Here is a 12932-nt window from a genome sequence, read left to right as displayed (position 1 = left end):
GAGGGCGATTTTCATGGGACTGAACGAAACGGTCGAGGCGGGCGTGCCGGTGAGCGATCCCAAGGGATTCCGCCGCTGCCTCGGCGAATTCTGCACCGGCGTCACCGTCATCACCACGCAGCAGGGCGGCGAGCCCTTCGGCATGACATCGAATTCCTTTGCCTCGGTGTCGCTGGACCCGGCGCTGGTGCTGTGGTCGATCCGGCGCGAAAGCACCAGCTTTTCGGCCTTCGAGGGCTGCAGCCATTTCGCGGTGAACGTGCTGGCGGACGGGCAGGTCGACCTGTCCAACCGCTTTGCCAGGTCCGGGCCGGGCAAGTTCGAGGGCGTGGACTGGTCCGGGGGGCAGGGCGGCGCGCCGCTTCTCGGCGGTGCGGCGGCAAGCTTCGAATGCCGGGCCTTCAAGGCCTACGAGGGCGGCGACCACCTCATCCTGCTGGGCGAGGTGCTGGGCTATCGACGCCACAACCGCCAGCCGCTGCTGTTTTCCAAGGGGCGCTACGCGGTGGCGGTCGATCACCCCGACACCCGGGTCTTTCCCGTCGCCGACATGCTCGACGGCGCGCCGGGCATGACCCAGAGCCTGCTGTCGCTGCTGCTGGTGCGCTCCTACAGCGCCGTGGCCGCGCGGCTCGAGGCGGGGCGACGCACGGCGGGCCTCGGGCTGTCGCTGATGCAGGCGCGGCTATTGAAGGCGGTGCAGATGTTCCCCGACCGGACTCTGGAACAGCTTCTGCCGGAACTTCTGCTGGATGCCGAAGCCGCGCTGATCGCGCAGGATTCGGTCGAGACCATGGGGCTGGTGTCGCAGGACGACACGGGCCGCATCCGTCTGACTTCGGCCGGGGAGGCACGGCTGCACGCGCTGCTCGACCATGCCAGGGCCAGCGAGGATTACATGTTCCGCAACATCCCGCCCGAGGATCTGGCGACCGTGCAGCGCGTGCTTGGCCAGATCATCGAAGAAGGCGGCGGCGCGGAATGACCCGCAGAGGGTACGACTACATCGTCGTCGGGAGCGGCGCGAGCGGCAGCGTCGTCGCCGCCCGCCTGTCCGAAGACCCGGCGATCCGCGTGCTGCTGGTCGAAGCCGGGGGCGGCGACGCCCATCCGCTGTTCCGGGTGCCGGGGCTGGGGTTCGCCGCCGGGGCGGTGGCGCGCTACAACTGGAATTTCGTGACCGAACCGGTGGCGGCGCTGGCCGACCGCCGCATGACGCTGTTGCAGGGCCGCCTGATCGGCGGGTCCAGCAGCATGAACGGCATGGTCTACACCCGTGGCCATCGCGACGAATACGACGCCTGGGAACGCATGGGCTGCACCGGTTGGGGGTTCGACGACCTTCGGCCCTATTTCCTGAAATCCGAAGGCAGCTACCGCGAAGAGTCGCAGCATCACGGCACGCATGGGCCGCTGAAACTGCGCCGCGCCCGACCCGACCTGCCGATCTGCGACGCCTTCCTCGCGGCTGCGGAGGCGGCGGGGATGCCGGTGGTCGAGGATCTGAACGCCGATCATCCAGCGGGCCTTGGCTGGTACGATGTGAATATCTCGGGCGGCCTGCGGCTAAGCGCGGCGCGCGCCTATCTGCACCCCGCCCGCAAGCGCCCCAACCTCACGGTGATGACCCGCACGCAGGTGACGCGCGTCCTGCTGGGCAAGGGCCGCGCCACGGGCATCGAGGCGGTGCAGGGCAGCCAGCGCGAGACCTTCGAGGCCGCGCACGAGGTGGTTCTTTGCGGTGGCGCGATCATGAGCCCGACGCTGTTACTTCATTCGGGGATCGGCCCCGAGCGCGATCTTCGAGAGATGGGCATACCGGTCGCGGCTGCGTCGCCCAATGTTGGCAGGAACCTTCAGAACCATCCCTGCTACCGGCCCCAATGGGCCGCCTCGGCCCCTGTCACCGCGCGCAACCATGTGACGCCGCTGGGGGCGCTGCGGGCGGGCATGCGCTACGTCCTGCTGCGCGAGGGCGCGCTGGCGGAAAGCTTTGCCTCGGTCGGCGGGTTCTTCCGCAGCGATCCCTCGAAGGATCTGGCGGACATGCAGGTGGTCATGCTCTCGGCCCTGCCGCCCGGCGGAGGGTCGCGCATCCGCGACCTGTTGCCGAAACGGCAGGGCTTCGGCTTCACCATCTACCAGGGCACGCCCTACAGCCGGGGCGCGGTGCGCCTGCGCTCGGCCGATCCGCTGGCCGCGCCGGTGGTCGACACCGGCTATTTCAGCGATCCGCGCGACCTGCCGATCCTTGCCGCCGGGGTCGAACGCATCCGCGAGGTGATCCGCCGCCCCGAGATCGCACGCTACATCAGCCACGAGATCGCCCCCGGACCCGAGGTGCGCACCGAGGCCGACCTGATCGCCGCGATCCGCAGGGGCGCCGGGACCTCGTACCACCAGTGCGGCACGTGCGCGATCGGGCCGGACCCGGAGTCGGTGCTGGACCTGCGCCTGCGGGTGCGCGGCATCGAGGGGCTGCGGGTGGCCGACAACGCCATCATGCCGCGCCTGCCCAACGCCGCGCTGCACGCCCCCGCGATCATGATCGGGGAGCGCGCCGCCGCGCTGATGCTGGAGGATGCCGGCTGAGCGCCCTCGACGAAAGCGGTGCTTGGAGCTTGCACGTACCAGTGGTATACGAGCGGGACTTCTTCGGACCGCAAGGATGACAGGCACTTGGCGCAAACCACGACCGCACGCGATACCGCACGGGATCTCGACCCCTTCGCCTCCACGGCCTATGCCTCGATCCGGGACCGCATCGTGCGCCTGGATCTGCCGCCGGGCAGCCTGATCTCGGAAAATTCGCTGGGCGCCGAACTGGGCCTGTCGCGCACCCCGGTGCGCGAGGCGCTGAAGCGGCTCGAACGGGAATACCTGGTGTCGATCATGCCGCGCCGGGGCATCGTGGTGACCGATGTCGACCTGCGCCAGCAGTTGCAATTGCTCGACATGCGGCGCGGGATCGAGGTGCGCATCATCGCGCGCGGCATCGAACGCGCCACCCCCGACCAGCGGGCCGAGTTCAAGCGGCTGGCCGAGGGGATGCAGAAATGCGCCGAACTCAATGACCTGCAGGGCTATGTCGACATCGACGCGGTGTTCGACGCCATCATCGAGGAGTCCTGCGCCAACCGTTTTCTCACCGATGCCATGCGTCCGGTCCACGCCCTGATCCGGCGCTACTGGCAGACCCAGAAGGGCAGCGACACCCTGCGCGCGGCGCTTCTCCAGCACGTCAAGGTGGCCCATGCCGCCGCTCTCGGCAATGCCGAGGAGGCGCGCTCGGCGCTGCTCGACCTGTGCGAGATGAGCGAACAGCACCTGCTGAAGCAGATGCGCTGAGCCACCCCTCCCATTCCTTCCGTCCCTGACCCGACCCCTCCGCGCCGCCGCCGGCGCGCGGAGGGCGCCCGCCTGCGGATCGCCGCTTGACCGTTCCTGCACAACATGTATTCTACTGAAATACAAGATGCGCTGCAGGCTCCCGAAGCCGTGGTCACGGCATGATCCGCAGCGCGAGGGAGGGGAAACACGAATGACACCAGTCGCCTACACACGCATCCCGCGGATCGACAAGGCGCTGATCGCGCGCGCCGCGCGGATCAGCGTCGCCGATCTGCACGAAGGGCTGGGCGCCGTCGCCGGCCGCCAGTGCCTGATGTCGGTGCAGATGCGCCCGATGCACAGGGGCCGTCCGGTCTGCGGGCAGGCGGTGACCTGCTACAACTTTCCCGGCGACAACCTGATGCTGCATGTGGCGGCGCGGCTGGCCGAACCGGGCGACGTGCTGGTGGTGACCAACGGCGGCACGCCGCACGGCGCGCTCTGGGGCGACGTGATGACCCACTTCTGCCAGACCCGCGGCATTGCCGGGGCGGTGATCGACGGCGCGGCCCGCGACACCGACCGCATCGCGGAAATGGGGTTCCCGGTCTATTCCACGCATATCTCGGTCTCGCATCCCGAAAAGCGGGGCCCGGGGTCGGCCAACGTGCCGGTGGTCGTGGCGGGGGTGACGGTGACTCCCGGCGATCTGATCGTCGCGGATTCCGACGGGGTGATGGCGATTCCGCCGCATCTTATCGAAGCGGCGGTCGCCAATGCCGAGGCCCGCGAGGCCAAGGAAACCGCGATCCGCAAGCGCATCGACGGCGGCGAGACGATCTACGACATCATGGGCCTGCAGGCCGAGGTCGACGCCTCGGGCATGGTCGAGATCGAGGGCACCTGGCAGGACGCGCAGGGCTGAAACGATGACGGCATCAGAGGGCACGGGGTGAACAAGGTGGTTTCTTCGGCAGACAGGGCTTCGGCCATCGCAATGGAGCGCCTCGCGGGGTCGGCCCCCGTCGGGCAACTGGTCGCGGCCTGCCGCGGCGGCGGCATGGCGGTGCTGGTCGAGGACACCCGCGACGGGGTGCAGGGGCAACTGGTGATCGCCGCCGATCACGCCGGGGCCGAGGCGATCAATTACCTGGCGCGGCACGCGCGCGGGCTGGTCTGCGTGGCGCTGCACGAGGCCATCGTGGACCGGCTGCGCCTGTCGCTGCTGCCCCAGACCAACCGCGCCCGGCTGGCCACCGCCTACACCATCTCGATCGAGGCGCGCGAGGGCGTCTCGACCGGCATTTCCGCCCGCGACCGGGCGCTGACCATCGCCGCCGCGATCCGTCCCGATGCCCGGGCCGAGGATCTGGCCTCGCCCGGCCATGTCTTTCCGATCCGCGTCGAGGAGGGGGAGATCCGCGCCCGTCCCACCGCCGCCGCCGCGCTGGTGGAACTGTGCCGCGACGCGGGCCTGAGCCCGGCGGGGGTGCTCTGCGCGATCATGAACGCCGACGGCTCCATGGCGGGCGAGGGCGATCTCGTCGCCTTTGCCGAAACCCACGGCCTGCCCATCGCGCGCGCCCGCGACATCGCGCCGGATCTCTGCTGACCGGACGGTCAGTCTTCGGGCAGGTAGGCCTGCACATCCTTCAGACAGCGCAGAACGAAGCTGGACCGCGTGTGGCGAATTCCCCGCACGCGGTACAGCTTTTCGCGCAGGAAGGCTTCGTAGCCGCGGGTTCCGGCCACCGCCACCTTGATGAGGTAGTCGTATTCGCCGGTGGTCAGATGCACCTCGAGCACTTCGGGCATGGATTGCATGGTCCGGCCGAAATCCTCGACGACCTCGTCGTCGTGGCGTTCCAGGATGACCTCGATCATCACGATCTCGGCGGCGCCGAGCTGTTCCTGGTCGAGCAGCGCGGCATAGCCCCGGATGATTCCCTGATCCTGCAACCGCCGCACCCGCTGCCAGCACGGGCTGGGCGAGAGCCCGACCTTCTGGGCGAGGTCGGCATTGGACATCCGGCCATCCGACGCAAGCTCGCGCAGAATCCTGCGGTCGATACGATCTAGGGTCTCGTAGGGTGTCACCGGAAGGATCTTTCTTTGTCGTCGCTCAAGGCAGAAGATACCCCTGAAAATACCAAAAGTATACCAGTCTTCAAAAGGAAATTTCTCGCCCCCCGCAGTAGTCTTCGGGAAAGGGAGGAGGCCCGGCCATGATGTTTGTCTGCGACGATGCTTTGAACGTGACCTGCCGCGTGATCGACATGGCGCGGCGGCTCGGGCTGGGGTTGGAAACCCTTGCCCTGACCCGGACCGAGGACGGGCGCGCCTGCATCCGGCTTGCGCTGGAGGAGCCGCAGTCCGAGGCCGCCGAACAGTTCCGCGCCCGGGTCCGGGCCTTTCTCACCCTGCTGCCGGAGCCCTGCGATGTCTGACGAACGCCCCCCCCGCCTGCACGTGCCCGCCCCGGCGATCCGCCCGGGCGACCAGCCGGATTTCTCGCATGTGACGATCCCGCGCGCCGGAGAGGTCGGCCGCCCCGCGCCCGACACGCCGCCCGAGGACATGCGCGACATGGCCTTCACCATCATCCGCGTGCTGAACCGCAAGGGCGAGGCGGTCGGCCCCTGGGCCGGGTCGATGACTCCGGAAGAGCTGCTGCGCGGCCTGCGCGACATGATGAAACTGCGCCTCTACGACACCCGCATGATGACGGCGCAGCGCCAGGGCAAGACCAGCTTCTACATGCAGCACCTGGGCGAGGAGGCGATTTCCTGCGCCTTCCAGCGGGCGCTGCGCAAGGGTGACATGAACTTTCCGACCTACCGCCAGGCGGGTCTGCTGATCGCGGCGGGCTATCCGCTGGTGAAGATGATGAACCAGGTCTATTCCAACGACGGCGACCCGGTGCGGGGGCGCCAGCTTCCGGTGTTCTACTCGTCCAAGGAGCACGGGTTCTTCTCGATCTCGGGCAACCTCGCCACGCAGTACATCCAGGCGGTCGGCTGGGCGATGGGAGCGGCGATCCGGGGCGACAACAAGCTGTCGGCGGCCTGGATCGGCGACGGCTCGACCGCGGAAAGCGACTTTCACGGCGCGCTGGTCTTTGCCTCGACCTACAAGCCGCCGGTGATCCTGAACATCGTCAACAACCAGTGGGCCATCTCGACCTTCCAGGGCATCGCGCGGGGCGGGGCGGGCACCTTTGCCGCCCGTGCCCACGGCTTCGGCCTGCCGGCGCTCCGGGTCGACGGCAACGACTACCTCGCCGTTCATGCCGCTTCGCAATGGGCGGTGGAACGGGCGCGGCGCGATCTCGGCCCGACGCTGATCGAATTCGTCACCTACCGCGCGGGCGGACATTCCACCTCGGACGACCCTTCGGCCTACCGGCCCAAGGAAGAGGGCGCGGCCTGGCCCCTCGGCGATCCGATCCTGCGGCTCAAGGCGCACCTGATCCGGCTCGGCGTCTGGTCCGAGGAGCGTCACGTCCAGGCCGAGGAGGAAATCCGCGCCGAGGTGGTCGCCGCGCAGAAGGAGGCCGAGGCCATCGGCACCCTGCACAGCGGCAGCCGGCCCAGCCCGCGCGACATGTTCGAGGATGTCTATGCCGAGATGCCGCCGCATCTCGTGCGCCAGCGGCACGAGGTGGGGTTCTGACATGGCACGCATGACAATGATCGAGGCGATCCGCGACGCCCACGCCGTCGCGATGGAGCGCGACGACACGGTGATCGTGATGGGCGAGGACGTGGGCTTTTTCGGCGGCGTCTTCCGCTGCACGGCGGGCCTGCAGAAACGCTTCGGGGTCGAGCGCTGCTTCGACACCCCGATCAGCGAGCTCGGCATCATCGGCGCGGCGGTCGGCATGGCGGCCTACGGTCTCAAGCCCGTGGCCGAGATCCAGTTCGCCGATTACATGTATCCCGGCTACGACCAGATCGTCTCCGAGGCGGCGCGCCTGCGCTATCGCTCGGCGGGGGAGTTCACCTGCCCGATGGTGGTGCGCATGCCCACCGGCGGCGGCATCTTCGGCGCGCAGACCCATTCCCAGAGCCCGGAGGCGCTGTTCACCCATGTGGCGGGGCTGAAGACCGTGGTGCCGTCCAACCCGCGCGACGCCAAGGGCCTGCTGCTCGCGGCGATCGCGGACCCGGACCCGGTGATCTTTCTCGAACCCAAGCGGCTTTACAACGGGCCCTTCGACGGGCATTTCGACCGTCCCTCGGTGCCCTGGTCGAAACACGAGGCGGGCGAGGTCGAGACGGGCTATTACGAGATCCCGCTCGGCAAGGCCGCCGTGGTGCGCGAGGGCGCGGCGGCGACGCTCGTCACCTACGGCACCATGGTGCACGTGGCGCTGGCGGCGGTCGAGGAAAGCGGCGTCGATGTCGAGGTGATCGACCTGCGCACGCTGCTGCCACTGGATCTGGAGACGGTCACCGCCTCGGTGGCGAAGACCGGGCGCTGCATCGTGCTGCACGAGGCGACGCTCACCAGCGGCTACGGCGCCGAGATCGCCGCGCTGGTGCAGGGGGAGTGTTTCTACAGCCTCGAAGCGCCGGTGCTGCGGGTCGCGGGCTGGGACACGCCCTATCCCCATGCGCAGGAATGGGATTACTTCCCCGGCCCGGACCGGGTGCGCCGCGCGATCGCAACCGTGATGGAGGGCTGAGGCATGGCCGAACAGACATTCAAGCTGCCCGACATCGGCGAAGGCATCGCCGAGGCGGAACTGGCCGACTGGCTGGTGAAGGTGGGCGACGTGATCCGCGAGGACGACGTGATCTGCGAAGTGACCACCGACAAGGCGACGGTGGAAATCCCCGCCTCGGTCGGGGGCCGGGTGACATGGCTTGCCGGCGAACCGGGCACGGTGCTGGCCATCGGCGGCGACCTGATCCGGATCGAAACGGATGGCGAGGCCGCGCCGGCGGCGGAGCAGGAGGCCGCCGCGCCCGACACGCCCCCGGCGCCCGAACCGGCCGCGCCCGCCGCGGCCGCCCCGCAATCCGCCCCGGTCGCGCAGTCGGCCCGGGTCGCGCAGGCGGCCACGGTCGCCCCGGCCGCTGCGCCGAAACGCGCGGCGCGCACGGCGGGTCCGGTCACGCTCGGCCCCACCGGCAAGCCGCTGGCGGCGCCCTCGGTCCGGGGCCGCGCCCGCGATCTCGGAATCGACCTGCGCCGGGTGCGCGGCACCGGGCCCGCCGGGCGCATCCTGCACGAGGATCTGGAGGATTACGCCACCCACGGCGATGCCCCCGTGCGCTCGACCGCCTTCGCGCCCCGCGACGGCACGGAAGAGATCCGCGTCACCGGCATCCGCCGCGCCATCGCCGAGCGGATGGCGCTGTCGAAATCCCGCATCCCGCATTTCTCGATCATCGAGGAGGTCGAGGTCGAGGCGCTGGAAACCCTGCGCGCCAGCCTCAACACCCAGTTCGGCGACAGCCGGGGCAAGCTGACGCTGCTGCCCTTCCTGCTGCGCGCCCTGAGCGAGGCGGTGCGCGACCATCCCGCGATCAACGCGACCTATGACGACGAGGCGGGCATCGTCACCCGCCACGCCGCGCTGCATTGCGGCATGGCCACGCAGACCGACTCCGGTCTCATGGTGCCGGTGCTGCGCCACGTCGAGGCGATGACCCTCTGGGAAACCGCGCAGGAGATCCGGCGCCTGTCCGAGGCGGCGCGGTCGCGCCGGGCCGGGCCCAAGGATCTGAGCGGCTCGACCCTCACCGTCACCTCGCTCGGCCCACTGGGGGCGGTGGCGACGACGCCGATCATCAACCACCCGGAGGTGGCCATCGTCGGGGTCAACAAGATGACGGTCCGCCCGGTCTGGAACGGCACCGAATTCGTGCCCCGGCGCATGATGAACCTGTCCTGCAGCTTCGATCACCGGGTGGTCGACGGCTGGGATGCCGCGGAGTTCGTGGCAAAGCTGAAACGGCTGCTGGAAGTTCCGGCGATGCTGTTCATGGAGTGGCGCGATGAGTGATCTCAACTGTTCCCTGCTGGTCATCGGCGGCGGCCCCGGCGGCTATGTCTGCGCCGCGCGCGCGGCGCGTCTCGGGGTCGATACGCTGCTGGTCGAGGCCGACCGGCTGGGCGGAACCTGTCTCAACGTCGGCTGCATCCCGTCCAAGGCGCTGATCCACGCGGCGGGAGCCTTTGCCACCGCGCAGGCGCAGGCGGGCGAGGGGGTGCACGGCATTTCCGTTTCGGCGCCGAAGCTCGATTTCGGCAGGACGCGGGACTGGATGGAAAGCGTCACCGCCCGGCTGCGCGGCGGGGTGCAGGGGCTGCTGGAACGCAGCGGAGTCAAGATCCTGAACGGCCATGCGCGCTTTCTCGACGGCAAGACGGTCGAGGTGCGGGGCGAGACCGGCACCACCCGCGTCCGCGCCGGGAACGTGGTCATCGCCACCGGCTCGCGCCCGGTCGATCTGCCGGGGCTGCCGACCGGCGGCAAGGTGCTGGATTCGACCTCGGCGCTTGCGCTGTCCGAACCGCCCGCGCGGCTGGCGGTGATCGGGGCGGGCTATATCGGGCTGGAGCTCGGCACCGCCTTTGCCAAGCTCGGCAGCGCGGTGACGCTGATCGAGGCCGGGCCGGGCATCCTGCCGCAATATGACGAAAAGCTGACCCGCCCGGTGCGTCGCAGGCTGGGGCAGCTCGGCATGGAACTGATGTTGTCGCGAAAGGTCACCGGCTGGGACGATGCCGCCGGGCGGCTGACGCTCGACGGCGGCGAGGCGCTGGAGGTCGACCGCGTGCTGGTGACCGTGGGCCGCGTGCCCAATACCGACGGCCTCGCCCTCGGGGAGTTGCGGCTGCACATGGACGGCGCCTTCGTGCGCATCGACGACCGCTGCCGCACCTCGATGCGCGGCGTCTACGCCATCGGCGACGTGACGCCGGGGCCGATGCTGGCGCATCGCGCCATGGCGCAGGCCGAGGTGGTGGCCGACGTGATCGCGGGCCATGCCAACGCCTGGGACCGGCTCTGCGTGCCCGCCGTCTGCTTCACCGACCCCGAGATCGTCTCGGTCGGCCTGTCGCCCGAAGAGGCCGAGGCGCAGGGCCCGGCGGCGGTGAGCGAATTCGCCTTCCGCGGCAACGGGCGGGCGCTGACCCTCGACGACACCGAAGGGTTCGTGCGCATCGTGGCGCGGCGCAGCGATCACGTCATCCTCGGGGTGCAGGCAACGGGTCTCGGCGTGTCCGAACTGCTCGCGGGGTTCACCCAGGCCATCGAGGCCGGGCTGCGGGTCGAGGACATCGCCGCCACCATCCACCCGCATCCGACCCTGAGCGAGGCCTTCCAGGAGGCGGCGCTGGCCGAGGTCTCTATGGCCAACCACGGCTGAGGCGGCCCGCCCGCATCTCCGAAGGCCTCCCGGACGCCCGGCGATGTCACCCATCGCCGGGCGTCTTGCTTTGCGGGGGTCATCCATCAGTCTGACCGATGGGTAACATCATCAAAATCCGTAAACAGGTTTCTGCGCGGCATGTTACCAATCGGGAGGGCCGGACGGGTGTCATCCCGCCGTCCCGAAGGAGGAGACCGCGCCGCATCGCCGGGGCGGACAGGGAGGACCGGAGCGGGCGCTTGCGCCGCTCCCGATGACAAGGATTCCGTTTTGCAAAAGACGTCACGACCGGATGGATCATCCGGCGGCAGCGGCCCCGTGCCCGGGCCCCTGGCCCGCGCCGCACTGACCGCCGAGACCGTCACCCGCGCGATCGAAACCGGCGCCATGGTGCTGTCGGCGCTGTCGGTCGTCGCCATCACCCTCATCGTCTGCACCGAGGTGCTGCTGCGTACGGGGTTCGGCATCTCGACGCTGATCTCGGCGGAATTCGCCGGCTACCTGCTGGCGGCGAACGTCTATCTCGGCCTTGCCTGGACCTTCCGGGACGGCGGCTTCATCCGGGTCGAACTGCTGCACGGCCGCCTGCACGGGCGGGGGCTGGCGGCGGTCAACCTGGTGCTTGCCGCCGTGGCCTGCCTCGTCTTCGCGATCTATACCCGGTATCTCGCCGGTTTCGTGTCGCAAAGCTATCACGCCGGGACCACGTCGATCTTCATCACCCGCACGCCGCTGTGGATCCCGCAGTTGGTGATGCCGGTGGGGGCGGCGCTGATGACCTGGACCTTCTTCACCACGACCCTGCGGGCCGCCTGCGGGCTGGTCGATCCCGCGCTGATCGAGGAAGCGGCCCCGGCCGATGCGGCAGAGGCGGGCGCGCTATGACCTGGGTCGCCTTTTCCGTGCTTCTGGTCGCGGCGCTCTTCGTGGCGCTCGCCTCGGGTCTCTGGATCGCGCTGGCGCTGCTCGGCACCGGCATGGCCGGGCTCTGGGTCGAGGGCGGAGCCCGCACCTTCCTGTCGCTCGGCAGCATAAGCTGGAACACCATCAACAGCTTCACGCTCAGCCCGGTACCGCTGTTCATCGTGCTGGGCGCGATCATCCTGCGCTGCGGCGTGGCCGAACGCTTCTACGCGGCGCTGGCGATCTGGCTGCGGGGCCTGCCCGGCGGGCTGCTGCAGAGCAACGTGGTGGCCTGCAGCGTCTTTGCCGCCGCCTGCGGGTCGAGCGTGGCGACGGCGGGCACCATCGGCACCGTCACGATCCCGGAACTGAAACAGCGCGGCTATGCCGACCGGATGATCTTCGGTTCTCTCGCCGCGGGGGGGACGCTGGGCATCCTCATTCCGCCGTCCATCGTGATGATCCTCTACTGCTCGATCGTCGAGGTCTCGGTGGCCAAGCTGTTCATCGCGGGCGTCGTGCCGGGGCTGCTGCTGGCGGCGCTGTTCATGGGCTACATCGCCGTGCGCTGCCTGCTGGACCCCGGCCTCGCCCCGCCCGAAACCGCCGGATACACCGCGGCGCAGCGGCTGCGCTCGCTGCTGGACATCCTGCCGCTCTTCGCGCTCATCAGCTTCGTCATGGGGTCGATCTACCTCGGCTGGGCGACGGCGACCGAGGCGGCGGCGCTGGGGGTGGTGGCAAGCCTGGTCATCGCGACGCTCTACCGGGGCCTGACCCTGGACAGCCTGATGCAGGCCCATGTCTCGGCGGTGCGCACCACCTGCATGGTGCTGGCGATCGTGGTGGCGGCGCAGGTGTTTTCCTACGCGCTGGTCTATTCCGGGGTGAGCCGGTCGCTGACCGAATGGGTGATCTCGCTGGGACTGCCGAGCTTCGTGCTCTTCCTCGCGATCATCGTGCTCTACATCTTCCTGGGCTGCCTGATCGACGGCACCTCGATGATGCTGCTGACCCTGCCGGTGCTGTTCCCGATCATCACGGCGGCGGGGTTCGACCTGATCTGGTTCGGCGTCGCGGTGGTGGTGCTGATCGAGATCGGCATGATCACGCCGCCCATCGGCCTCAACCTCTTCGTGCTGCACGGCATCGGCGGACGCACCCCGTTCTCCGAAGTGGCCCGCGGCGCGCTGCCCTACGTCTGCCTGATGCTGGCGTTCCTGATGCTGATGTGGGTGGCGCCGGGCATCGCGACCTGGCTGCCCGACCAGATGACCGCGACGCGCTGAGCGTCGAGCGACCGAAAACCGA

General features: G+C 69.3%; 13 protein-coding genes. 12 read left to right on the top strand and 1 reads right to left on the bottom strand.

The features are described from left to right. The first annotated feature begins 13 nt into the window (after nt 1-13). The 5 genes from ACN0RJ_RS05190 (at nt 14) to ACN0RJ_RS05170 (ending at nt 4942) form a co-directional block, all read left to right on the top strand. The gene (locus tag ACN0RJ_RS05190) at nt 14-985 is read left to right on the top strand and encodes a flavin reductase (RefSeq protein WP_417722567.1); all 972 of its coding nucleotides are present in this window, start codon (nt 14-16) and stop codon (nt 983-985) included. Beyond that, nucleotides 982-2592, top strand: a complete 1611-nt coding sequence (locus ACN0RJ_RS05185; protein ID WP_417723604.1) for a GMC family oxidoreductase — start codon at nt 982-984, stop codon at nt 2590-2592. The genes ACN0RJ_RS05190 and ACN0RJ_RS05185 overlap by 4 nt, the downstream gene beginning before the upstream one ends. An 87-nt stretch (nt 2593-2679) precedes the next feature. After that, entirely contained in the window at nt 2680-3348 is a 669-nt protein-coding gene (locus tag ACN0RJ_RS05180) for a GntR family transcriptional regulator (protein ID WP_417723603.1), read from the top strand. A 193-nt stretch (nt 3349-3541) separates the two neighbouring features. Continuing rightward, nucleotides 3542-4255, top strand: coding sequence for a 4-carboxy-4-hydroxy-2-oxoadipate aldolase/oxaloacetate decarboxylase (locus tag ACN0RJ_RS05175; RefSeq protein WP_417723602.1), 714 nt, complete (start codon nt 3542-3544; stop codon nt 4253-4255). 27 nt (nt 4256-4282) lie between these two features. Beyond that, entirely contained in the window at nt 4283-4942 is a 660-nt protein-coding gene (locus ACN0RJ_RS05170; RefSeq protein WP_417723601.1) for a 3,4-dihydroxy-2-butanone-4-phosphate synthase, read from the top strand. Nucleotides 4943-4950: 8 nt separating this feature from the next. Here the strand turns inward: ACN0RJ_RS05170 and ACN0RJ_RS05165 are convergent, their stop codons facing one another. Next, entirely contained in the window at nt 4951-5427 is a 477-nt protein-coding gene (locus ACN0RJ_RS05165; RefSeq protein WP_417722572.1) for an Lrp/AsnC family transcriptional regulator, read from the bottom strand. 128 nt (nt 5428-5555) lie between these two features. Here ACN0RJ_RS05165 and ACN0RJ_RS05160 point away from each other — a divergent pair, with 128 nt between their 5' ends. The 7 genes from ACN0RJ_RS05160 to ACN0RJ_RS05130 all read left to right on the top strand — a co-directional run bounded on the left by ACN0RJ_RS05160 (nt 5556) and on the right by ACN0RJ_RS05130 (nt 12910). Continuing rightward, entirely contained in the window at nt 5556-5777 is a 222-nt protein-coding gene (locus ACN0RJ_RS05160) for a hypothetical protein (protein WP_417722573.1), read from the top strand. After that, nucleotides 5770-7002 carry a thiamine pyrophosphate-dependent enzyme gene (locus ACN0RJ_RS05155; RefSeq protein WP_417723600.1) on the top strand — a complete coding sequence of 411 codons (1233 nt, stop codon included), beginning with the start codon at nt 5770-5772 and terminating at the stop codon, nt 7000-7002. The genes ACN0RJ_RS05160 and ACN0RJ_RS05155 overlap by 8 nt, the downstream gene beginning before the upstream one ends. A gap of 1 nt (nt 7003) precedes the next feature. Beyond that, complete coding sequence (locus ACN0RJ_RS05150) at nt 7004-8017, top strand: alpha-ketoacid dehydrogenase subunit beta (protein WP_417723599.1); 1014 nt, start codon at nt 7004-7006, stop codon at nt 8015-8017. Nucleotides 8018-8020: 3 nt separating this feature from the next. After that, the gene (locus tag ACN0RJ_RS05145; protein ID WP_417723598.1) at nt 8021-9343 is read left to right on the top strand and encodes a dihydrolipoamide acetyltransferase family protein; all 1323 of its coding nucleotides are present in this window, start codon (nt 8021-8023) and stop codon (nt 9341-9343) included. Continuing rightward, nucleotides 9336-10715, top strand: coding sequence for a dihydrolipoyl dehydrogenase (gene lpdA, locus ACN0RJ_RS05140; RefSeq protein ID WP_417723597.1), 1380 nt, complete (start codon nt 9336-9338; stop codon nt 10713-10715). The genes ACN0RJ_RS05145 and lpdA overlap by 8 nt, the downstream gene beginning before the upstream one ends. A gap of 321 nt (nt 10716-11036) precedes the next feature. Further along, nucleotides 11037-11603, top strand: coding sequence for a TRAP transporter small permease subunit (locus ACN0RJ_RS05135; RefSeq protein ID WP_417722578.1), 567 nt, complete (start codon nt 11037-11039; stop codon nt 11601-11603). Continuing rightward, a complete protein-coding gene (locus tag ACN0RJ_RS05130; protein ID WP_417723596.1) occupies nt 11600-12910 on the top strand; it encodes a TRAP transporter large permease in 1311 nt (436 codons plus the stop codon). The genes ACN0RJ_RS05135 and ACN0RJ_RS05130 overlap by 4 nt, the downstream gene beginning before the upstream one ends. The last annotated feature ends 22 nt before the right edge of the window (nt 12911-12932 follow it).

The sequence above is a fragment of the Salipiger sp. genome (genome assembly GCF_048261495.1).
GTDB lineage: Bacteria > Pseudomonadota > Alphaproteobacteria > Rhodobacterales > Rhodobacteraceae > Salipiger.
Note: the sequence above shows the minus strand (reverse complement) of the source record. Positions and strands in the feature narration are given on the sequence as shown.